Source organism: Pseudomonas sp. Gutcm_11s, from assembly GCF_028649395.1.
Classification (GTDB): domain Bacteria; phylum Pseudomonadota; class Gammaproteobacteria; order Pseudomonadales; family Pseudomonadaceae; genus Aquipseudomonas.
This window is the reverse complement of record NZ_JAQSUW010000009.1, coordinates 217,123-237,900: the sequence shown is the minus strand read 5'-3', so window position 1 is coordinate 237,900 and position 20,778 is coordinate 217,123. Positions and strand designations below refer to the sequence as shown.

At 66.6% G+C, this 20,778-nt stretch carries 19 protein-coding genes and 1 other RNA gene; 9 read left to right on the top strand and 11 right to left on the bottom strand.

Annotation, left to right across the window (positions count from 1 at the left end; translation table 11 throughout):
* Positions 1-91: 91 nt before the first annotated feature.
* A complete protein-coding gene (gene ppc / locus PTT45_RS03725; RefSeq protein WP_273811592.1) occupies positions 92-2,728 on the bottom strand; it encodes a phosphoenolpyruvate carboxylase in 2,637 nt (878 codons plus the stop codon).
* A 179-nt stretch (positions 2,729-2,907) separates the two neighbouring features.
* Between ppc and PTT45_RS03720 the strand changes: the two genes are divergently transcribed.
* From PTT45_RS03720 to PTT45_RS03710, 3 genes are all read left to right on the top strand, one after another.
* The gene (locus PTT45_RS03720; protein ID WP_273811591.1) at positions 2,908-3,252 is read left to right on the top strand and encodes a pilin assembly protein; all 345 of its coding nucleotides are present in this window, start codon (positions 2,908-2,910) and stop codon (positions 3,250-3,252) included.
* A 202-nt stretch (positions 3,253-3,454) separates the two neighbouring features.
* The gene (locus PTT45_RS03715) at positions 3,455-3,811 is read left to right on the top strand and encodes a DUF4398 domain-containing protein (protein ID WP_337961730.1); all 357 of its coding nucleotides are present in this window, start codon (positions 3,455-3,457) and stop codon (positions 3,809-3,811) included.
* Between the two features lie 19 nt (positions 3,812-3,830).
* On the top strand, positions 3,831-4,610 hold the full coding sequence (locus tag PTT45_RS03710) for an OmpA family protein (protein ID WP_273811589.1): 780 nt from the start codon (positions 3,831-3,833) through the stop codon (positions 4,608-4,610).
* Between the two features lie 40 nt (positions 4,611-4,650).
* Here PTT45_RS03710 and PTT45_RS03705 read toward each other — a convergent pair whose 3' ends face one another.
* From PTT45_RS03705 to PTT45_RS03665, 9 genes are all read right to left on the bottom strand, one after another.
* Positions 4,651-5,151 carry an O-acetyl-ADP-ribose deacetylase gene (locus PTT45_RS03705; protein WP_273811588.1) on the bottom strand — a complete coding sequence of 167 codons (501 nt, stop codon included), beginning with the start codon at positions 5,149-5,151 and terminating at the stop codon, positions 4,651-4,653.
* A gap of 24 nt (positions 5,152-5,175) precedes the next feature.
* On the bottom strand, positions 5,176-5,508 hold the full coding sequence (locus PTT45_RS03700; protein WP_273811587.1) for a hypothetical protein: 333 nt from the start codon (positions 5,506-5,508) through the stop codon (positions 5,176-5,178).
* 75 nt (positions 5,509-5,583) lie between these two features.
* Entirely contained in the window at positions 5,584-6,330 is a 747-nt protein-coding gene (locus tag PTT45_RS03695; protein ID WP_273811586.1) for a TIGR00266 family protein, read from the bottom strand.
* Positions 6,331-6,393: 63 nt separating this feature from the next.
* Positions 6,394-7,683: a flavohemoglobin expression-modulating QEGLA motif protein gene (locus tag PTT45_RS03690; RefSeq protein WP_273811585.1), complete on the bottom strand. Its 1,290-nt coding sequence runs from the start codon at positions 7,681-7,683 to the stop codon at positions 6,394-6,396.
* Between the two features lie 9 nt (positions 7,684-7,692).
* Positions 7,693-8,250, bottom strand: a complete 558-nt coding sequence (locus tag PTT45_RS03685) for a hypothetical protein (protein ID WP_273811584.1) — start codon at positions 8,248-8,250, stop codon at positions 7,693-7,695.
* Between the two features lie 83 nt (positions 8,251-8,333).
* Positions 8,334-9,047 carry a TetR/AcrR family transcriptional regulator gene (locus PTT45_RS03680; protein ID WP_273811583.1) on the bottom strand — a complete coding sequence of 238 codons (714 nt, stop codon included), beginning with the start codon at positions 9,045-9,047 and terminating at the stop codon, positions 8,334-8,336.
* Between the two features lie 130 nt (positions 9,048-9,177).
* Positions 9,178-10,680 carry a lysine--tRNA ligase gene (gene lysS / locus PTT45_RS03675; RefSeq protein ID WP_273811582.1) on the bottom strand — a complete coding sequence of 501 codons (1,503 nt, stop codon included), beginning with the start codon at positions 10,678-10,680 and terminating at the stop codon, positions 9,178-9,180.
* Positions 10,681-10,757: 77 nt separating this feature from the next.
* Positions 10,758-11,853, bottom strand: a protein-coding gene (prfB, locus tag PTT45_RS03670; protein WP_273811581.1) for a peptide chain release factor 2 whose coding sequence is annotated in 2 segments (ribosomal slippage) — positions 10,758-11,780 and positions 11,782-11,853 — 1,095 coding nt in all. Because the reading frame shifts where the segments join, the coding sequence is not laid out codon by codon here.
* Between the two features lie 174 nt (positions 11,854-12,027).
* Positions 12,028-12,966 (bottom strand): autotransporter outer membrane beta-barrel domain-containing protein, encoded by a 939-nt coding sequence (locus tag PTT45_RS03665; RefSeq protein WP_273811580.1) that lies wholly within the window; start codon positions 12,964-12,966, stop codon positions 12,028-12,030.
* A gap of 148 nt (positions 12,967-13,114) precedes the next feature.
* Here PTT45_RS03665 and PTT45_RS03660 point away from each other — a divergent pair, with 148 nt between their 5' ends.
* Positions 13,115-14,746, top strand: coding sequence for a GGDEF domain-containing protein (locus PTT45_RS03660; RefSeq protein ID WP_273811579.1), 1,632 nt, complete (start codon positions 13,115-13,117; stop codon positions 14,744-14,746).
* Between the two features lie 4 nt (positions 14,747-14,750).
* On the opposite strand, the gene PTT45_RS03655 is transcribed toward PTT45_RS03660, so the two are convergent.
* On the bottom strand, positions 14,751-15,488 hold the full coding sequence (locus PTT45_RS03655) for a tellurite resistance TerB family protein (RefSeq protein WP_273811578.1): 738 nt from the start codon (positions 15,486-15,488) through the stop codon (positions 14,751-14,753).
* 194 nt (positions 15,489-15,682) lie between these two features.
* Between PTT45_RS03655 and PTT45_RS03650 the strand changes: the two genes are divergently transcribed.
* From PTT45_RS03650 to PTT45_RS03630, 5 genes are all read left to right on the top strand, one after another.
* Complete coding sequence (locus tag PTT45_RS03650; protein ID WP_043307002.1) at positions 15,683-16,594, top strand: LysR family transcriptional regulator; 912 nt, start codon at positions 15,683-15,685, stop codon at positions 16,592-16,594.
* A 137-nt stretch (positions 16,595-16,731) separates the two neighbouring features.
* The gene (locus PTT45_RS03645) at positions 16,732-18,186 is read left to right on the top strand and encodes a gamma-aminobutyraldehyde dehydrogenase (protein ID WP_273811577.1); all 1,455 of its coding nucleotides are present in this window, start codon (positions 16,732-16,734) and stop codon (positions 18,184-18,186) included.
* A 71-nt stretch (positions 18,187-18,257) separates the two neighbouring features.
* Complete coding sequence (gene ydcS / locus PTT45_RS03640; RefSeq protein WP_273811576.1) at positions 18,258-19,409, top strand: putative ABC transporter substrate-binding protein YdcS; 1,152 nt, start codon at positions 18,258-18,260, stop codon at positions 19,407-19,409.
* Positions 19,410-19,530: 121 nt separating this feature from the next.
* Positions 19,531-19,605, top strand: a non-coding RNA gene (locus tag PTT45_RS03635) — sX9 sRNA.
* A gap of 138 nt (positions 19,606-19,743) precedes the next feature.
* Positions 19,744-20,778, top strand: a complete 1,035-nt coding sequence (locus tag PTT45_RS03630; RefSeq protein WP_273811575.1) for an ABC transporter ATP-binding protein — start codon at positions 19,744-19,746, stop codon at positions 20,776-20,778.

The following is a 20,778-nucleotide window of genomic DNA, read 5'->3' as shown; positions in this document are numbered from 1 at the left end:
GGTTTCCGCGTCGTTGAACGGCGAAAGGATGGCCACGATACACAGCACGCCATGGCTGCACAAGCCACCGAAAGTCGGAGGCGGCGGGGCTTCAGCCGGTATTGCGCAAACCTGCCGCGATGCCCGCCACACTGACCAGTAAAGCCTGTTCGAGGGGGCTGTCTACTGGGCTCTCGCGCAGGCGCGAACGGGCCAGCAGCTCGGCCTGGAGCAGGTGTAGCGGGTCCAGATAGATGTTGCGCACGGTGATGGCCTCGCGGGTCTCCGGACTGTGGGTGAGCAACTCGGACTGATGAGTCAGAGCGAGCACCAGATCGCGACACTGCGACAATAGGTCGCGCAACTGCGCACCCAGTGGTCGTAACTCGTTCGGAACCAGTCGCTCATCGTATAGAGAGGCGATGGCCAGGTCGGATTTGGCCAGTACCATCTCCAGCATGTCGATGCGCGTGCGGAAGAATGGCCAGCGCTCGCGCATGTCCTCCAGCAGCCCCTTGCCGCCGCCCTGCAGGGCCTTGTCCAGGGCCCGCTCCCAGCCGAGCCAGGCCGGCAGCATCAGGCGCGTCTGGGTCCAGGCGAAGATCCATGGAATCGCCCGCAGGCTCTCCACTCCGCCGGCGCGGCGCTTGGTCGGCCGGCTGCCCAGCGGCAGGCGGCCGAGCTCCTGCTCCGGCGTAGCCTGGCGGAAGTACTCGACGAACTGCGGATGCTCGCGCACCACCGCGCGGTAGGCCGCCACGCCATCGGCAGCCAGCCGGTCCATGGCCGCCCGCCAGGCCGGTTCGGGCGCGGGCGGCGGCTGCAGGGTGGCCTCCAGCACGGCGGCCAGGTAGAGGTTGAGGTTCTGCTCGGCCAGCGCCGGCAGGCCGAACTTGAAGCGGATCATCTCGCCCTGCTCGGTGGTGCGGAAGCGCCCGTTCACCGAGCCCGGCGGTTGCGACAGGATCGCCGCATGCGCCGGGCCACCGCCACGGCCAACGGTGCCACCGCGGCCATGGAACAGGAGCAACTCCACCTCATGCCGGCGGCAGATTTCCACCAGCGCTTCCTGAGCGCGGTACTGGGCCCAGGCGGCCGCCGTGGTGCCAGCGTCCTTGGCCGAATCGGAATAGCCGATCATCACTTCCTGCGGACCATGCAGGCGCGCGCGGTAGCCGTGCAGGCCGAGCAAGCGGTCGATGGCCGGGCCGGCAGCATCCAGGTCGGCCAGGGTCTCGAACAACGGTGCAACCCGCATCGGCCGCTGCAGGCCGGCTTCTTTAAGCAGCAGTTGCACCGCCAGCACGTCGGAGGGTGCACCGGCCATGGAGATGACGTAGGTACCGAGTGACGCGGCCGGCGCGGCGGCGATCACCCGGCAGGTGGCCAGCACCTCGGCGGTCTCGGCCGAGGGCCGGTGCTGCGCCGGCAGCAGCGGGCGGCGGTTGTCCAGCTCGCGCAGGAGGAATTCGACGCGCCGATCCTCGTCCCACTCCTGGTAGTTGCCCAGGCCCAGATAGTCGGTGATCTCGGCCATGGCCGCTGCGTGGCGGACCGCGTCCTGGCGGATGTCCAGGCGCACCAGGAACAGGCCGAAGCAGGCAGCGCGGCGCAGGCAGTCGAGCAGCTCGCCCTCGGCGATCACTCCCATGCCGCAGGCGTGCAACGACTGGTAACAGAGTTCCAGCAGTTCGAGCAGCTCGCGGTTGTCGTGCAGCACCTCGCTACCGGGCGGCACGTCGTGTTCGAGTGCGACTTCGGCCCAGGCGCGGGTGGCACGCAAGCGCTCGCGCAGCTGCTTGAGCAGCGCCCGATACGGTTCCGGGTGCACGCCAACCCGCAGGCGCAACTCATCACTGGCCTGCTGCATGGACAGCTCGGCGGCCAGATGGTCGATATCGCGCAGATAGAGGTCGGCCGCCATCCAGCGTGCCAGCAGCAGCACCTTGCGGCTGACCTCGGCAGTGACATTGGGGTTGCCGTCGCGGTCGCCGCCCATCCAGGAGGCGAAGCGTACCGGCGCAGCGCCCAGCGGCAGGCGCAGGCCGCAGGCCTCCTGCAGGGCGAGGTCGGCCTTGCGCAGGAAGCTCGGCAGGGCCTGCCACAGCGAATGCTCGATCACCGCGAAGCCCCACTTGGCTTCGTCCACCGGGCTCGGGCGTTGCCGACGAATCTCCTCGGTGTGCCAGGCCTCGGCGATCAGCCGGCGCAGTTGGCCGGTGGCGCGCTCACGCTCGGCGGGCAGCAGATCGGTGTGATCCAGCGCAGCCAGTTGCGCGGCGATGGCGTCGTATTTCTGGATCAGGGTGCGCCGCGCCACTTCGGTGGGGTGGGCAGTGAGCACCAGCTCGATATCGAGCCGCCCGAGTTGGCGGGCCAGCTGCTCGGGCTTGTGCCCGTCATGCACCAGGCGCTGCAGCAACTCGGCCAGCACGCGGTCGTCGAAGGGTTCGGCCTCGTCCGGCCGGCGCCGGCGGATGCGGTGGTGCTGCTCGGCGATATTGGCCAGGTTGAGGAACTGGTTGAAGGCCCGCGCCACCGGCAGCAACTCGTCATCGCTGAGCGCGGCCAGGGTCTCGCGCAGTTGCTGCTCGCCGGCCTGGGAGCCCTTGCGCCCGGCCTTTGAGCCCTGGCGGATCAGCTCGACCTTGTCGAGAAACTCATCGCCGAGTTGGTTACGAATGGTCTCGCCGAGCAGTTCGCCCAGCAGGTGAACCTCTTCGCGCAGGCGCGCATCGATCTCCGCCATTACCGTTCTCTCCGTTTCGGGCCGTCTCGGGATAGAACTTCAGATTGCACAGAGCGACTTACTCTTACAAGCACACGACGAGCGGACCCAACGCCGAAACCGGCGAGCTAGTCTCATTCCTACGGGTGTCACGAGCGCCCGCGCCCAGGCAAACGTCCGCATGGGCAACAGAGGTGTCTATGAAGATCAGAGAACTCGCCCGCCATTGGGAGCAGAACGCCAAGGGTCGCCTGACCCAGAGCCAGTACCACATTCATCTCGACCTGGAATCCGCGGCGCGCCTGGCGGCGCTCTCGGAGATGTACCCGAAACGCAGTGCCGAGGAACTGCTCGGCGAACTGATAGGCGCCGCGCTGGAGGAACTGGAGGCCAGCCTGCCCTACGTCAAGGGCAGCAAGGTGGTGGCCACCGACGAGCAGGGCGACCCACTGTACGAGGACATCGGCCCCACGCCGCGCTTCCTCGCCCTGGCCCGCAAGTACCTGCAGCAGTTGAGCGATCAGCGCGACAACACTCAGCACTGAGCCTGCTCGCGCCACAAGGCCCCGCCCGGGGCCTTTTTCATGCCTGTGAAAAAGCTTGAACGTTCGTTTCCTGGCCGAAGTCCCAACTCTAGACCGGCATGACCCTGTGGCGAATTTCGCCCATCGGCGGACATCCGGCGGACAACTTGTTCAGATGGAATGCATGGAGCCCATAACCATGAAGACGAGCCCAAGAACGCTGATGCTCACACTTGCCCTCGGTTCAGGCCTGGTACTGGCCGGCTGCGCGGGAAATCCCCCTACCGAACAGCTCGCCTCCGCCAATGCGGTGATGAAGAGCGCCGAGGCCGCTGGCGGCCCGGAATTCGCCCCGGCCGACATGAAGTCCGCCCAGGACAAGATGAGCCAGGCCCAGCTGCTGATCCAGGACCAGCAGTACGACCAGGCCCGCCGCCTGATCGAACAGGCCGAGGCCGATGCCCGGGTAGCCGAGCGCCGCGCCCTGGCGAGCAAGGCCCAGCGCGGCGTGGAAGACGCCCAGCAGGGCGTCCAGCAGATCCGCGAGGAAGGCTCGCGCACGCCGATCATCGTGCAGTGACCATGGAGGAACGACACTCATGAACCGCATGACCAACCTGTTCACCCTCTCCGCCCTGGCCCTCGTCCTGGCCGGTTGCGCCCACGAGCCTAACCCCAACCTGGAGGAGGCCCGCGCCGGCTACGCCGAGCTGCAGGCCAACCCGCAGGCACAAAGCCTGGCGGGGGTGGAGACCAAGGAAGCCGGCGACATGCTGAGCCGCGCCAACCAGGCCTATGAGGCCGGCCACGGCAGCGTGGAGGTCGATCACCTGTCCTACCTGGCCAACCGCCGCATCGATGTGGCCAAGGAAACCATCCTGCAGAAGAACGCCGAGGACTCGATGAAGCAGGCCCCGGCCCAGCGCACCCAGGCGCAGCTCGACGCGCGCAACCAGCAGGTCGATACGCTGCTGCAGCACCTGCAGGCCCGCGAGACCGAGCGCGGCTCGGTGGTGACCCTGGGTGACGTGCTGTTCGAGGTGGACCGCGCCGAGCTGACCGCCTCGGGCATGCAGAACGTCCAGGAGCTGGGCAACTACCTGCTGCAGAACCCGGATCGGCAGATCGTGGTGGAAGGCTTCACCGACAGCACCGGTACCCGTGACCACAACCTGCGCCTGTCCCAGGCCCGTGCCGACTCGGTACGCAGCGCCCTGGTGGCCCGCGGTGTCGACCCGCGCCGCATCACCACCCATGGCTTCGGCCAGGACTACCCTGTGGCGAGCAATGCCACGGCCGACTCGCGCACGCTCAATCGCCGGGTCGAGGTGACCATCGCCCACGGCGCGCAACCGGTAGCACCGCGCGCACAGCTGTAATCTGCGGCTGACAAAAAAGCCCCGCTTCGGCGGGGCTTTTTCATGCGTCGAGCAATTGTCGATAACGCTCGGCCATCTCCACCGAGAAAGCCACCAGCAGCGCCCTCCGCAAACTGCTGCCGACAGGGCGCGCACGGCGCAGCTCGGCCACGGCGATCAGCGCCGCCTGCAGCGGGTAGCCATAGACGCCACAGCTGATGGCGGGAAAGGCGATGCTGGCGCAGCCACTGGCTTCGGCGAGGCTCAGGCTGTTGCGGTAGCAGGCCGCCAACAATGCCGGCTCGCCCTGCTCACCGCCGTGCCAGACCGGGCCGACAGTGTGGATCACATGCTGCGCGGGCAGCCGGAAACCAGGGGTGATACGCGCCTCGCCCGTAGGGCAGCCACCGAGATGGCGGCAATGCGCCAATAGTTCGGGACCGGCGGCGCGGTGAATGGCGCCGTCCACGCCGCCACCGCCGAGCAGCGAGGAGTTGGCGGCATTGACGATGGCGTCCACCGCCAGGGTGGTGATGTCGCCGTGGAAGACTTCGATCTGCATCGCTCTCCTCCTCGGCGCTCGCGCTTACTGCTGTTGCGGTGCCTGCGGCGTTTCCTGGCCCAGGCAGCGCACCGCCTGCTTCTTGCTATCCACCAGCACACCGGTCAGGCCCTTCTGCTGGGTATCGAACAGCACCAGCACGCCATCGATGCACTGCGCCACCTGGTCGGCGGGCTTCAGCGAGACCTTGTAGTCCTCGCCGGCGATGGTCTTGAGCATGGTGAAGTCGGCCAGCAGCAGGGCGTCTTCTTCCTTGGCGAAGTGCACGTAGCCGTAGAACCAGAGCACGGAGACGGTGCCGATGACGCTGGCGATGCCGGTGAGAATCAGGGGGATGGCGTTGCGTTCTTCGCTCATGGGAAAGGCTCGTTGTACGAAAGGAGCGCAGTTTACCCGCTGGCCGGCCGCCTGGCGCGCCCGGGATGTCGCAGGCTATTTACCGCCGGCGCGGACCTCTTCACGGGCACGGAAGGTAGCGTCGTAGATGCGCTCGGCCAGGCGTGAGAACGGCAGGCTCTGTACCCACACGGTCCCGGTGCCCTTGAGCGTGGCGAGCAGGATGCCCTCGCCACCGAACAGCATGCTCTTCAGGCCGCCGGCGAGGCCGATGTCGTAGTCGATGCCGCTGGTGAAGGCCACCAGGCAGCCGGTGTCCAGGCGCAGGGTCTCGTTGTTCAGCTCCTTGCGGATCACCGTGCCGCCGGCGTGCACGAAGGCCAGGCCATCACCCTCCAGCTTCTGCAGGATGAAGCCCTCGCCACCGAAGAAGCCGGCACCGATGCGCTTGTTGAAGCTGATACCGATCTCGGTGCCATGGGCGGCGCAGAGGAAGGCGTCCTTCTGGCAGATCAGCTTGCCGCCGACCTGGCTCAGGTCGATGGGCACCACGGTGCCCGGATAGGGCGCGGCGAAGCCGACGCGCTGCTGGCCCTTACCTTCGTTGCTGAAGTGGGTCATGAACAGCGATTCGCCGGTGAGCAGGCGCTTGCCGGCGCCCCACAGCTTGCCCAGCACACCGCTGGACGAGCCATCGCCCATGCGCGTCTCGAAGCGGATGCCCTCGGTCATGTAGTTCATCACCCCGGCCTCGGCGATCACCGTCTCGCCCGGATCGAGAATGATCTCCACGGTCTGCGCCGAGGCGCCGAGGATTTCGTAGTCGAGCTTGTGGCTGGGCATGGCGGGCTCCGGACAGGAAGTAGCACGGTGGCACGGCCCGGCAGTGGTCGGGCCCGCGCGACATCAGAGGATGTTGGCGTAGTCCGCTTCGATGCGGTCCAGGCTCAGATGGTTCAGGAAGTTGGAGAAGCACATCCACGCGGCCAGGGCATTGAGGTCGCGGAACTGCGGCGGCAGGTACTTGGGCGGGGCCACCAGGCCCTCGTCGACCAGCTGGCGCAGGGTGCGCATGTCTTCCAGGGTGGTCTTGCCGCAGAACAGCAGCGGGATCTGCTCCAGCTTGCCCTTGCGCACGGCGAGCTGGATGTAGTTGTAGATGAGGATGAAGCCCTTCAGGTACGACAGATCCTTGGTGAACGGCAGGCCATTCGGCGTCGAGCCGCGGAACACCCGACTGGCGTTGCCGTAGCTCTCCTCCAGGCCGTAGCCCTGCTCCTTGTAGAACTCGAACACCTGCAGGAAGTCGGCGCCCTCCTCCGCCATGTGGATGGCGCGGGTGCGGTTGGTCAGCTTGCGCAGGCGATAGGGGTAGGAGGCGAAGGCAATCACTTCCATGAGGATGGCCAGACCCTCCTGGGTCACGGTCGACGAGGGCGGGCCCTTGGCCAGGAAGGTACATACCGGCTGGCTCAGGCCGTTGAGCGTGGTGCCGACATGCACCAGACCCTCGTGCACTTCCAGCGCGCGCACGTCGCGCTCGTTGAACATGGCGTCGGCGCGCACCTTGATGTAGTCGGCGCCGGCCGCGGCGTCGGCGACGATGCCGTCAGACTCGAAGACGCGGATGGTGTCGTCGCCGAACACCTTGGCCAGGCGCTCCTGGAGGATGGCCACGGCGTCCTTGGCGGTCAGCGTCTTGGCCTCGTCCCGCAGGTCGCCGCGCTCGGCGATGTTGTTCAGGTAGTCGGAGAGCATCAGGCCGAGGTCGGCCAGGGTCGGGTCGCCGGCGTGGAAGGCGTCCGAAGCAGCGCCGTAGAGCTCCTGAGAGATCAGGCCGAAGTCGGGCGTGCCACGCGCCTCGAGCATGCGGATGACCATGCGGTATTCCTTGCACATGCGCCGCATGATCTGCCCGACCGGGTTGAACTGCCCCAAGTGGCGGGTGATGTCGCGCTCGATGTTCTGGAATTCCAGCTTCTTCGCCGTGGCATCGAAGGCCAACGGGCGGCTGTCGTAGTAGGCGCGGTCGACGGCCGGCAGCTCGCGGCCCTTGGCCTTGATGAAGCCCTGGCGAACGTTTTCATCCCACTTGATCGCGTCGAGCACGCGGATCGGCGTCTGCGCCTCAACGATGCGCCCGGACAGGGAGCGGATCGTGTCGTGATATTCGTTCTGCGACTTGCGCCGGCTCATGCCTGCCCCTTACTCGACGCTACGCTGGTAGCGCGCCACTTCGACGAAGACGTCGGCGTTGGCCTGGTCGTCGAGGTAGCTGAAGACCTTGTCCAGCGAGCTGGTGATCAGTACTGCCTCGCCCTCCGGCGTTTCCACCGGCTGGCCCTGCAGGGTGCCGCCGTCCATTTCCTGGAGGATGCGCTCGACGTCCAGGTTGTAGATCACCAGCTCGTTCTTGGCGGTCAGTTCGAAACCGGCGATGGCGAAGTTGGCGCCCAGGCGCTTGGGCAGGCCGGCGGACATGTACCAGCGGCGGCCATGATGGGCCACGGTGAAACCGTACTCCTCGGCGCTGTCCTCGGCGGCCTCGGCACTCTCGCCCCAGGCCTTGGCGCGATAGACGTTGGAGCCGGCACGGGCGATGGACAGGTATTGCTGGTCGCCCCACTCGTCCTTGCGCTCCCAGTCGCCGAGCAGCGGCATCGGCGCGGCCTCGTTGGCCGGGATGGGGTCCTTGAAGGTCACCAGGCAACCGCTCAACAGCAGGCAGCTGAGGGCGGTGATGACCATGCGCCAGGCTTTCATTACGTGCTCCTTGTAAGGGTCGACCGAAGACAAAAGAAAGGCCCCGACGATGCGGGGCCTGGCCTCAGGCTAAGGGATGATTGTTAAGCCCCTATGACCAGATCCAGAAAGCGCTGCAACACCGCGCGCTGGGCCTCTAGATCGAAGTCTTGCGCCCCGTCGACGATGGCATGATATTCCATCCGCAAAACCAGCGTAGTCAACACTTGCGCATCCTCCAACGGCGCCGTGGAACCCATGATGCGCAGGGCACGCTCGGCGAAGCGCAGCCGCAGGCTCTGGTGGGCCAGGAACAGCGGGCGCAGCTGGGTGTTGGTCAGCGCCTCCTGGCGGAACGCCAGCTCCACCAGCAGCTCGTCATCGTGCTCGCGCATCTTGGCCTGGACGTGGGCCACGGCCAGGTCGATGAAGTGGGTGACCATCTCGCGGCGCGCGTTGGGGTCCTGCTCGATGGCCGCGGCGATCCGGTAGAAGTCCTCGTCCACCCCGGCCCAGAGCGCGGCCAGGCTGGTCGAGCTGCGCTTGACGAACAGCGTGAAGCTGTCGGCGACCAGATCCTGGATATCGCTGAAGTAATAGGTGGTAGCCGACAACGGCACCTGCGCCTCGGCCGCTACCGCGCGGTGACGAACCCCGCGCAGCCCCTCGCGCACGATGATGCGCAGCGTTGCTTCGAGGATGCTCAGGCGGCGCTGCTCGCTACCCTGGCGACTGGCCTGGCGGCCGCGATACTGCACGGACTCGGCCAGCTCGCTGGCCAATGTGGCCGGGCATGGCGCAACGGAGCTGAGGTTCACTACCGGTATTCCTCACGAACTGCAGACAAAAAACAGGGGGGCTGCCATTACGGCAGCCCCCCTGTGTTTCAGACAGCGGGATGGCCAGACGCCACTCCTGCTGCAACGTTGCCCGTTTCGGCGCCGGCGATCAAGCCTGCGGGCGCATGTGCGGGAAGAGGATCACATCGCGGATCGACGGCGAGTTGGTCAGCAGCATCACCAGGCGGTCGATACCGATGCCTTCACCAGCGGTCGGCGGCATGCCGTACTCCAGGGCGCGGACGAAGTCGGCGTCGTAGTGCATGGCCTCGTCGTCACCAGCGTCCTTGTCGGCCACCTGCTGCAGGAAGCGTGCGGCCTGATCTTCGGCATCGTTCAGCTCGGAGTAGGCGTTGGCGATCTCGCGGCCACCGATGAACAGCTCGAAGCGGTCGGTGACGCTCGGATCGTCGTCGCTGCGACGGGCCAGCGGCGAGACTTCGAACGGGTAGCGGGTGATGAAGTGCGGCTGCTCCAGCTTGTGCTCGACCAGCTCCTCGAAAATCATCACCTGCAGCTTGCCCAGGCCTTCGAAGCCGAGGACTTTGGCACCGGCCTTCTTGGCGATCTCGCGGGCGCGATCGATGTCGTTGAGGTCGGCCGCGGTGATTTCCGGGTTGTACTTGAGGATCGAGTCGAACACCGACAGGCGCACGAACGGCTCGCCGAAGTGGAACACCTTCTCGCCGTAAGGCACGTCGGTGGTACCGAGCACCGCCAGGGCCAGCTCGCGGAACAGTTCCTCGGTCAGGTCCATGTTGTCTTCGTAGTCGGCGTAGGCCTGGTAGAACTCGAGCATGGTGAACTCGGGGTTGTGCCGGGTCGAAACGCCTTCGTTACGGAAGTTGCGGTTGATCTCGAAGACCTTCTCGAAGCCACCGACCACCAGGCGCTTGAGGTACAGCTCCGGCGCGATACGCAGGAACATCTGCATGTCCAGGGCGTTGTGGTGGGTCTCGAAAGGCTTGGCCGCCGCGCCGCCGGGGATGGTCTGCAGCATCGGGGTTTCCACTTCGAGGAAACCACGCTCGTTGAGGAAGCGGCGGATGTGGGCGATCACCTGGGAACGCACGCGGAAGGTGTCGCGCACTTCCTCGTTGACGATCAGATCGACGTAGCGCTGGCGATAGCGCTGCTCGGTGTCGGTCAGGCCGTGGTGCTTGTCCGGCAGCGGGCGCAGGGACTTGGTCAGCAGGCGCACGTTGGTCATTTCCACGTACAGGTCGCCCTTGCCGGAGCGGGCCAGGGTGCCTTCGGCGGCGATGATGTCGCCCATGTCCCAGGTCTTCACCGCGGCCAGGGTCTCTTCGGGCAGGGTCTTGCGGTTGACGTAGACCTGCAGGCGCCCGGAGGTGTCCTGGATGACCATGAACGAGCCACGGTTGAGCATGATGCGACCGGCAACCTTGACCGGGATGGCAGCGGCTTCCAGCTCTTCCTTGGTCTTCTCCGCGTACTGTTTCTGCAGGTCGGCGCACAGGCTGTCGCGGCGGAAATCGTTGGGGAAGGCATTGCCCTGCTCACGGACGGCAGCAAGCTTTTCCTTGCGCTGGGCAATCAGCTTGTTTTCTTCCTGTTGCAGTTCGTGCTGGTCGAGTTGTTGGTCGCTCATGGTCGTCTATCTGCCTGGCATCTAAATCAAAGGGGTTACTGGCCGGAGCGAGCCCCGCTCGCTCCGGCGGGTGCGAATCAAAGGCCCTGTTTCAGGCTGGCCTCGAGGTACTGGTCGAGGTCGCCATCGAGGACCTTCTGGCAGTCACTACGCTCGACGCCGGTCCGCAGATCCTTGATGCGCGAGTCATCGAGCACGTAGGAGCGGATCTGGTGGCCCCAGCCGATATCCGACTTGGAGTCTTCCAGAGCCTGGGACGCGGCGTTGCGCTTCATCATCTCCAGCTCGTACAACTTGGCCCGCAGCATCTTCATGGCGGTGTCCTTGTTGGCGTGCTGGGAGCGTTCGTTCTGGCACGCCACCACGGTGTTGGTCGGCACGTGGGTGATACGCACCGCCGAGTCGGTGGTGTTCACGTGCTGACCGCCGGCACCGGAGGAACGGTAGGTGTCGATGCGCAGGTCGGACGGGTTGATCTCGATCTCGACCTTGTCGTCGATCTCGGGGGAGGCGAACACCGCCGAGAACGAGGTGTGACGACGGGCACCGGAGTCGAACGGGCTCTTGCGCACCAGGCGGTGCACGCCGATCTCGGTGCGCAGCCAGCCGAAGGCGTACTCGCCCTTGATGTGCACGGTGGCGCCCTTGATGCCGGCGACTTCACCCTCGGACAGCTCGATGATGGTGGCATCGAAGCCGCGCTTGTCGGCCCAGCGCAGGTACATGCGCAGCAGGATGTTGGCCCAGTCCTGGGCTTCGGTGCCGCCGGAACCGGCCTGGATGTCCAGGTAGCAGTTGTTCGCGTCCATCTCGCCGCTGAACATGCGGCGGAATTCCAGCTTCTCGAGGATCTCGCGCAGGCGCTCGACTTCGGCAGCGACGTCGTTCACCGCGCCTTCGTCGTTCTCCTCGGCTGCCATTTCCAGCAGATCCTTGGAATCGGCCAGGCTGCCGGTGAGGTCGTCGATGGTGCCGACGATCTGCGCCAGCATGGCGCGCTCACGGCCCAGGCTTTGCGCGTACTCGGGCTTGTTCCAGACACTGGCGTCTTCGAGCTCGCGGTTTACTTCGACCAGACGATCATGCTTCTGATCGTAGTCAAAGATACCCCCGAATAGACAGGGTGCGCTCGGACAGGTCCTTGATGCTGTTGAGGATCGGATTGATTTCCATGGTAGGCAGCACTCTCGGGCAAGCTGCGGGGCGACGACAAGCGCCGATCGAGCCGTACAGGACAGGGGCTCGACCGGGCACGGCACTGGCCGCGACCGCAAAGGTTCGGAAAAGCCCGCGAGTATACCCGAGTGCACGCGCCCTGGCAGCCCGCCCACTGACCGGCGGGCCGCGTCAGAATTTCAGGCTGAGTCGCGCCGCCAGGGCGTTGTCGCGGGCATCGTCGGCGTACTGGCCAGCGTAGGTGATGCCGAGATACAGGTCATCGCGCAATTCGTGATCCAACCCCAGGTCCAGGCGCAGGCTGCTGCGCTCGAATTCGCGGCCCTGCAGCTGCAGTGTTGCGCCGCCGGAGCTGGTCGCCTCGCCGTCCAGCCGGTCACTGCCCAGGTCCTGGCGCAGAGCCAGGCTGGCGCGGCCGACCCACTTGCGCTGCTGCCAATACCAGGGCGCGGCCAGGCGCCAGCCGAGGGTCAGGTAGCCGGCCTCCTCATCCGCAGCAGCCAGGCGCAGTCCCGCATGGCGCAGCGCGCCGCTGTCCAGGTGAACCAGGGCCAGGCCGGCGAAGGGCTCCAGGGTGAAGTCGCGAAAGTCCAGGGCGAAGCTGCTCTCGCCGAACAGCTGCCAGCTGCGCGCCCGGGCGTGATCGCTGCCGCCGTCCAGGCGGTGCTGGCCGTACAGGGCGCCGAGCTTGAAGCCGAGCTGGTTATAGATGCGGGTGGCGGCATACAGGCCGACATGAGCGTCGTCGCTGCTCGCCGCGCCATCGTCGGCATCCAGGCGCGAGCGTGACAACGACAGCAGCCCGCCACCTATCCACTGCCCGCCCAATGGCCGGTCCAGGCCTAGCACCACGCCCTCGCCATGCCGTTCCAGGCCGCCGTCCCAGGAGCCACGCTGGCCATAGGCACGCGTCCAGACAGGCCACTCGCCCGCGTCGGCCTGCGCCTCGCGGAAGGCGAAGCGCACCTGCTGCAGGCGATCCAGCGCCGCCTCGCGCGGCAGGCGGCTGTCGTCCAGCAGCAGCGCGCGCTGCTCCAGCAGCACCTGCCCGACAGCCGCCGGCGCCGCCAGGCCACCCAACAGGAGCGCCACCCATGAGCGCAAATGCATCGATCCTTGCCTCCAATTTCCTATCTGCCCGAGCAGAATTGCACCGCGCCGGCATCTTGTGTGGAATACCGCGCCAGCCCTTCACTATGCTGAACCCTAGCGCTTCGCGCGCCGCATGATCGCTCGCAACCTCGGGAGCCGCAGTACGATGCCCCCTGCTTTCAGTCTACGCAGCCACTTCGCCCTGCTCATCGCCCTGCTGGTGACGCTACTCAGCTGGCTGCTCGGCACTCTGATCGGCAACGACTCCAGCCAGCGTATCCGCGAGGAGGTCGGCCGCGACCTCACCGAAGTCTCGCTGCAGATGATCGACCGCCTGGATCGCGACATGGCCAGCCGCGCCGCCTATCTGCAGGTGCTCGGCAGCCTGCAGGCGCTGCGCGAGCCGGACGACCCGGCACAGATCCGCAGCCTGCTCGACCGCCTCAAGCAGGAGATTCCCAGCATCGCCTGGATCGGTTTCACCGACCCGCAGGGCAAGGTGCTGGCCGCCAGCGGCGGCATCCTCGACGGTGTCAGCCTGTCCCAGCGCCCGGTCTATATCCAGGGCTATCGCGGCCTGTTCATCGGCGACGTGCACGAGGCGGTGCTGCTGGCCAAGCTGCTACCCAACCCCAGCGGCGAGCCGATGAAATTCGTCGACATCAGCCTGCCGGTGTACGGCGCCAACGGCAAGCTGGCCGGCGTGCTGGCCTGCCACCTGACCTGGGCCTGGGCGGACGAGGTACGCCGCGACCTACTGGAGCCGATCCAGAAACGCCGCAACGTCGAGTTCTTCATCCTCGGCCGCGACCACACCATCCTGCTCGGCCCCAAGGCACTGATCGGCCAGAAGCTCGAATTGCAGACCCTGCAGCGCCCCATCGCCGAGGGTGGCAGCTGGGCCGTGCAGACCTGGCCGGACGGCAGCGAGTACGTCACCGGCTTTGCCAGCAGCCGCGGCTACGACAACTACGCCGGCCTCGGCTGGATAGTCGTGGCCCGCCAGCCGCTCGACGAGGCCTACGCACCGGCCCGCGCCCTGAGCACCAACATCGTGCTCTGGGGTGTCGGCCTGGCCCTGCTGTTCGCCATCGTCGGCTGGCTGGTGACGGGCTACATCACCCGCCCGCTGCGCAGCATCGCCGAGGCCGCCGACAGCCTCAGCGCCGGCCGGATCGGCGAGATCCCCGACCTCGACAGCCCGCGCGAGATCGCCATGCTGAGCAAGTCGATCCGCCTCCTGGTGGACAGCCTGACCCTGCAGCAGAGCGCCCTCGGCCTGCTCGACAACAAGGCCCACAGCGACATCCTGACCGGCCTGGCCAACCGCGCGGCGCTGGAGCGCTTCCTGCTGCTGGCGAAGACCCGCGAGCACTGCCTGGCCCTGCTCTACCTGGACCTCGACGGCTTCAAGCCGGTCAACGACAGCCTCGGCCACGCCGCCGGCGACCAGTTGCTCAAGCACGTGGCCGTGCGCCTGCGCGGCTGCCTGCGCGACGGCGACCTGGTCGCGCGCCTGGGTGGCGACGAGTTCGTCATGGTGTTGCGGGTACAGGAAGACGAGGCTCAGGAACGCATCCGTCATGTCGCCGAGCGAGTGCTGCATGGCCTGCAGCAACCGGTGCGGATCGACGGTCACGAGGTGCGCGTGGGATGCAGCATCGGCGGCGCCCTATGGCCGCTGGATCACCCCGAGCTGGAAGGCGCGCTGGAGCTGGCCGACCAGGCGCTGTATCGCGCCAAGCACGCCGGGCGTAATCGGGCGGAGTTCCAGGAAGCACCCCAGAACCCCGCCTGAAGGGTCAGCCGACCAGTTCCTGGCGCACCTGCGCCTCCAGTTCGGCCTTGAGCGCGGGTTCGAGCTTGAGCTGGCGCGCCAGTTCTTCGAGGTAGGCGCGCTCCATGAAGTGCTCCTCGTCGACCATCAACACGCTGGCGATGTACATCTCCGCCGCCATCTCCGGGGTACTGGCGGCGCGCGCCACCTCGGCCGGGTCGAGCGGCTTGTTCAGCTCGGCCTCCAGCCAGCGCAGCAGCTCCGGGTCGTTGGCCAGCGCGCCGATCTGCTCCTCGATCAGCTGGCGCTCCTTGGCGTCCACGTGACCATCGGCCTTGGCCGCGGCCACCAGCGCCTTGAGGATGGCCTGGCTGTGCACTTCCGCCTGCGGCGCCGGCAGGCGGTCGACCGTCTGCGGCTCGACGCGTGGCTGGGCAGTGCCCTGCTGCTGCGCCTGCCAGTTGCCGTAGGCCTTGTAGGCAATCACGCCGAGCGCGGCCAGGCCGCCGTAGGTGATGACCTTGCTGCCGACCTTGCGTGCACTCTTGTTGCCCAGCAGCAGGCCCAGGGCCCCCGCCGCCAGTGCACCACCGCCAGCGCCTTTCAATAGGGTACCGAGATCACCGCTGCCGCCCTTGCCGCCGCCGGTCACGCTGCCGAGCAGGCCGCCCAGGCCACCGGCCGACGAGGAAGAGCCGGACTTCTGCTGCAGCAGGTCCTGGCCGGATTTGAGCAACTGGTCGAGCAGTCCACGGGTGTTCATCTGAGCCCTCCTTCAGGGTTAACCGATCCATGGAAGAGACCCGATTCTAGCCCGGCGGTTGCCCGGCGCCGCCGGGCCTGTGCTTCTGGATATTGCAGGCGGCAGGGAAAAGCCCTTTCCTTTCGAATAAAAAGAACGGCTTTATCTATTTTCGATAAACCATAATCCAGAACCCCAGCACGGACCGCTTCGCCATGATGACCCTGCGCCAGATCCGCCACTTCATCGCCGTCGCCGAGACCGGTTCGATCTCAGCCGCCGCCCAGGCGGTATTCATCTCCCAGTCGACCCTGACCCTGGCCATCCAACAGCTGGAAGAGGAGATCGGCGTCAGCCTGTTCAACCGCCACGCCAAGGGCATGAACCTGACCCACCAGGGCCACCAGTTCCTCCGCCAGGCACACCTGATCCTGGCCACGGTGGAGAACGCCAAGCGCAGCCTGCAGCAGAGCACCGACCAGGTCGCCGGCAGCCTGACCATCGGCGTGACCAGCCTGGTGGCCGGCTACTACCTGGCCGACCTGATCACCCGTTTCCAGCGCGCCTACCCCAATGTGCAGACCCGCGTGGTCGAGGACGAGCGCCCCTATATCGAGCACCTGCTGGTGGCCGGCGAGATCGACGTCGGCGTGCTGATCCTGTCCAACCTGGAAGACCGCCACGCTCTGCAGACCGAGGTACTGACCCACTCGCCGCATCGATTGTGGCTGCCGGCGCGGCATCCTCTGCTGGAGCGCGACAGCATCAGCCTGGCCGATGTCGCCAGCGAGCCGCTGATCCAGCTCAACGCCGACGAGATGGGCCTGCACACCCAACGCATCTGGAGCCGAGCCGGGCTGACGCCGCAGGTGAGCCTGCGCACCGCCTCGGTGGAGGCCGTGCGTAGCCTGGTGGCGGCGGGCCTTGGCCTGTCGATCCAGCCGGACATGACCTACCGCCCCTGGTCGCTGGAGGGCGACATCATCGAGGCGCGCCCGCTGGTCGACCTCGGCGAGCCGCTTGATGTCGGCCTGGCCTGGCGCCGGGGCACGGCACGGCCATTGCTGGTCGATCCGTTCCTGACCCTGGCCCGTGAACAGCCGGCCAGCCGCAAGGTTTCGATTTAATCGAATGCAGCTTTCAGTATTTAGAATTTGTAAGCCTAGGTGTCGGAATCTAGTCTCGCTTCCTTATGGACGCAGGCACTCCGAACCGCTCTGGAGTCGCCATGCCAGTCGCACCCAATAACAGAAGAAACGCGAAGATGAGCACGCCCACCCTGCACAGCGCATTGCTGATCGACGGCCAACTGGTCGGCGGGGAAGGCATCGCCGAGGCCATCCTCAATCCAGCCAGCGGCGAGGTACTGTGCAGCGTCGCCGAGGCCTCGCTGGAGCAACTGGAAGTCGCCGTGCAGGCGGCCCATCGCGCCTTCCCCAGCTGGTCGCGCACCACCCCGGCGCAACGCTCCACTGCCCTCCTCGCCATCGCCGATGCCATCGACAGTCTGACCGAACAACTGGCCGCACTGGAGTCGCTGAACTGCGGCAAGCCGCTGCACCTGGCACGCCAGGACGACGTCCCGGCCAGCTCCGATGTCTTCCGCTTCTTCGCCGGCGCGGTGCGCTGCCAGCAGGGCCAGCTCGCCGGCGAGTATGTTCCCGGCCACACCAGCATGGTGCGCCGCGACCCGGTCGGCGTGGTCGCCTCCATCGCGCCGTGGAACTACCCGCTGATGATGGCGGCGTGGAAGATCGCCCCGGCGCTGGCTGCCGGCAACACCATGATCTTCAAGCCCTCGGAGCACACGCCGCTGTCGATCCTGGCGCTGGCCCCGGCGCTGCGCGACATCCTCCCGCCCGGCGTGCTGAACATCGTCTGCGGCGGCGGCGAGAGCGTCGGCAGCCAGCTGGTCAGCCACCCGCGGGTGCGCATGGTGTCGCTGACTGGCGATATCGTCACCGGGCAGAAGATCCTGCAGAACGCCGCGCGCACTTTGAAGCGCACGCACCTGGAGCTGGGCGGCAAGGCGCCGGTGATCGTCTGCAACGACGCCGACATCGACGCCGTGGTCCAGGGCATCCGCACCCACGGCTACTACAACGCCGGCCAGGACTGTACCGCCGCCTGCCGCATCTACGCCGAGAAGGGCATCCACGACCGCCTGGTGGCGGAGCTGGGCGATGCCGTGTCGAGCATCCGCTTCGCCCGCAAGAAGGACGCCGACAACGAGATCGGCCCGCTGATCAGCGCGCGTCAGCGTGATCGTGTGGCCAGCTTCGTCGAGCGCGCCCTGGGCCAGCCGCATATCGAGCGAGTCACCGGCGCCGCCGTGCATTCCGGCCCCGGCTTCTATTACCAGCCAACGCTGCTGGCCGGCTGCCGGCAGAGCGACGAGATCGTCCAGCGAGAGGTGTTCGGCCCGGTGGTCACGGTCACCCGCTTCGACCAGCTGAGCCAGGCGCTGGACTGGGCCAACGACTCCGAATACGGCCTGGCCAGTTCGGTGTGGACGCAGAACCTGGACAAGGCCATGCAACTGGCCGGGCGCCTGCAATACGGCTGCACCTGGATCAACACCCACTTCATGCTGGCCAGCGAGATGCCCCACGGCGGCCTCAAGCGCTCCGGCTACGGCAAGGACCTTTCCAGCGATTCACTGCAGGACTACAGCGTGGTGCGCCACATCATGGCGCGCCATGGACAACAACTAGACTGACTCGAGCTCGGCGGGCTGCGCCGACGACATTTCACTGCCCTAACAACACGTCCAAAAAAGAGGGAATACCGATGTCCGCGCACAAGACCGCAGTGCTCAGCGCACTGACCACCGCCCTGCTGGCCAGCACCGCCATCCACGCCGCCGAACCGCTCAAGTCCCTGGGCAAGGCCGAAGGCCAGCTCGACATCATCGCCTGGCCCGGCTACATCGAGCGCGGCGAGACCGACAAGGGCTACGACTGGGTCACCCAGTTCGAGCAGGACAGCGGCTGCAAGGTCAACGTCAAGACCGCCGCCACCTCCGACGAGATGGTCAGCCTGATGGCCAAGGGCGGCTACGACCTGGTCACCGCCTCGGGCGACGCCTCCCTGCGCCTGGTCGCCGGCAAGCGCGTGCAACCGGTCAACGTCGACCTGATCCCCAACTGGAAGAACGTCGACGAGCGTCTGAAGACCGCGCCCTGGCACACCGTCGCCGGCCAGCACTACGGCACGCCCTACCAGTGGGGCCCGAACGTGCTGATGTACAACAGCAACACCTTCAAGGAAGCGCCGACCAGCTGGAAGGTGCTGTTCGAAGAACAGACCCTGGCCGACGGCAAGAGCAACAAGGGCCGCGTGCAGGCCTACGACGGCCCGATCTACATCGCCGACGCCGCTCTCTACCTGAAGGCGCACAAGCCGGAACTGGGCATCCAGGACCCCTACCTGCTCAGCGAGGAACAGTACGCCGCCGTGCTCGAGTTGCTGCGCCAGCAACAGCCGCTGATCCACCGTTACTGGCACGACGTCACCGTGCAGATGAACGACTTCAAGAACGAGGGCGTGGTCGCCTCCAGTGCCTGGCCGTACCAGGTCAACGCCCTGCAGCTGGAGAAGCAGCCGATTGCCTCCACCGTGCCGAGCGAAGGCGCCACCGGCTGGGCTGACACCACCATGCTGCATGCCGAAGCCAAGCACCCGGTGTGCGCCTACAAGTGGATGGACTGGTCGCTGACCAACAAGGTCCAGGGCGACGTCGCCGCCTGGTTCGGCTCGCTGCCTGCCGTGCCTGCCGCGTGCAAGGACAACGCCCTGCTCGGCGCCGAAGGCTGCAAGACCAACGGCTTCGACAACTTCGACAAGATCGCCTTCTGGAAGACCCCGCAGGCCGAGGGTGGCAAGTACGTGCCCTACAGCCGCTGGACCCAGGACTACATCGCCATCATGGGCGGCCGCTGAAAGCCGTCCTGGCGGCTGCTGCGCAGGCCTGATCCGTGCCCGGGCAGTATCGGACAGTGGCCGAAAGGTCACTGGACGCCTGCCCAGGCGGCCCGAAGGGCGAGCAGCGCGAGCAATCCTCACGTACTCCAGTACGTTGCGGTTCCTCCGCGCTGGCCGGACACGGCTGATGCCCGCTCGCGACGCTGCCAGAGCGACTTTCGAACCTTGATGGCTTAGTTAGCGATCCCTTCCACCGCTTTCCCGTTGTACACCTACCACCGACTCTCCTGTCTCGTGTCGGCAAACCCCTGGCAGGAACGGTGGTGGGTGGCTTTTTCCTGGAGTGTTCGAGATGACCCTTGCAGTGCAATTCACCGATGTGTCCCGCGTGTTCGGCGACGTCAAGGCCGTAGACCGGGTGTCCATCGACATCCAGGATGGCGAATTCTTCTCCATGCTCGGCCCCTCCGGCTCGGGCAAGACCACCTGCCTGCGCCTGATCGCCGGCTTCGAGCAGCCCAGTTCCGGCTCCATCCGCATCCACGGCGAGGAGGCCGCTGGCCTGCCGCCCTACCGCCGTGACGTCAACACGGTGTTCCAGGACTACGCGCTGTTCCCGCACATGAACGTGCTGGAGAACGTCGCCTACGGCCTCAAGGTCAAGGGCGTCGGCAAGTCCGAGCGCCTGGCCCGCGCCGAGGAGGCGCTGGGCATGGTGGCGCTGAGCGGCTTCGGCTCGCGCAAGCCGGCGGCCATGTCCGGCGGCCAGCGCCAGCGCGTGGCACTGGCCCGCGCGCTGGTCAATCGCCCGCGCGTACTGCTGCTCGACGAGCCGCTCGGCGCGCTGGACCTCAAGCTGCGCGAGCAGATGCAGAGCGAGCTGAAGAAGCTGCAACGCCAACTCGGCATCACCTTCATCTTCGTCACCCATGACCAGGGCGAAGCACTGTCCATGTCCGACCGCGTGGCGGTGTTCAACAAGGGCCGCATCGAGCAGGTCGACACCCCGCGCAACCTGTACATGCAGCCGGCCAGTGCCTTCGTCGCCGAGTTCGTCGGCACCAGCAACGTGCTCAAGGGCGAGCTGGCCGTGCGCATCGCCGGCTCGACGCAGCCGCTGTCGATCCGACCCGAGCATGTGCGCCTGGTGCAGAACGGCGCCAGCCTGCCGGCCAGCGACGAGGTGGAGATCAGCGGCCTGCTGCACGACATCCAGTACCTGGGCGCCGCCACCCGCTACGAGCTGCAGCTGGACAACGGGCAGAACTTCGCCGTCAGCCAGGCCAACCTCCACGGCGGCTCGGGCGACGCGCCCAGCCAGCCGGGGCAACGCGTCACTGCGCGCTGGGCTCGCAGTGCCATGGTCGCGCTGCGCGAGGAGGTGTGA

What these genes read in the sequence shown, in the direction of transcription:
- ppc (WP_273811592.1), bottom strand. Translation starts at nt 2,728, where the DNA reads ATGGCGGAGATCGATGCGCGCCTGCGCGAAGAGGTTCACCTGCTGGGC.
- PTT45_RS03660 (WP_273811579.1), top strand. Translation starts at nt 13,115, where the DNA reads ATGCCCCCTGCTTTCAGTCTACGCAGCCACTTCGCCCTGCTCATCGCC.
- PTT45_RS03650 (WP_043307002.1), top strand. Translation starts at nt 15,683, where the DNA reads ATGATGACCCTGCGCCAGATCCGCCACTTCATCGCCGTCGCCGAGACC.
- PTT45_RS03630 (WP_273811575.1), top strand. Translation starts at nt 19,744, where the DNA reads ATGACCCTTGCAGTGCAATTCACCGATGTGTCCCGCGTGTTCGGCGAC.
- PTT45_RS03700 (WP_273811587.1), bottom strand. Translation starts at nt 5,508, where the DNA reads ATGAGCGAAGAACGCAACGCCATCCCCCTGATTCTCACCGGCATCGCC.
- lysS (WP_273811582.1), bottom strand. Translation starts at nt 10,680, where the DNA reads ATGAGCGACCAACAACTCGACCAGCACGAACTGCAACAGGAAGAAAAC.
- PTT45_RS03720 (WP_273811591.1), top strand. Translation starts at nt 2,908, where the DNA reads ATGAAGATCAGAGAACTCGCCCGCCATTGGGAGCAGAACGCCAAGGGT.
- PTT45_RS03685 (WP_273811584.1), bottom strand. Translation starts at nt 8,250, where the DNA reads ATGAAAGCCTGGCGCATGGTCATCACCGCCCTCAGCTGCCTGCTGTTG.
- PTT45_RS03690 (WP_273811585.1), bottom strand. Translation starts at nt 7,683, where the DNA reads ATGAGCCGGCGCAAGTCGCAGAACGAATATCACGACACGATCCGCTCC.
- PTT45_RS03665 (WP_273811580.1), bottom strand. Translation starts at nt 12,966, where the DNA reads ATGCATTTGCGCTCATGGGTGGCGCTCCTGTTGGGTGGCCTGGCGGCG.
- PTT45_RS03645 (WP_273811577.1), top strand. Translation starts at nt 16,732, where the DNA reads ATGAGCACGCCCACCCTGCACAGCGCATTGCTGATCGACGGCCAACTG.
- PTT45_RS03695 (WP_273811586.1), bottom strand. Translation starts at nt 6,330, where the DNA reads ATGCCCAGCCACAAGCTCGACTACGAAATCCTCGGCGCCTCGGCGCAG.
- ydcS (WP_273811576.1), top strand. Translation starts at nt 18,258, where the DNA reads ATGTCCGCGCACAAGACCGCAGTGCTCAGCGCACTGACCACCGCCCTG.
- PTT45_RS03655 (WP_273811578.1), bottom strand. Translation starts at nt 15,488, where the DNA reads ATGAACACCCGTGGACTGCTCGACCAGTTGCTCAAATCCGGCCAGGAC.
- PTT45_RS03705 (WP_273811588.1), bottom strand. Translation starts at nt 5,151, where the DNA reads ATGCAGATCGAAGTCTTCCACGGCGACATCACCACCCTGGCGGTGGAC.
- PTT45_RS03715 (WP_337961730.1), top strand. Translation starts at nt 3,455, where the DNA reads ATGCTCACACTTGCCCTCGGTTCAGGCCTGGTACTGGCCGGCTGCGCG.
- PTT45_RS03710 (WP_273811589.1), top strand. Translation starts at nt 3,831, where the DNA reads ATGAACCGCATGACCAACCTGTTCACCCTCTCCGCCCTGGCCCTCGTC.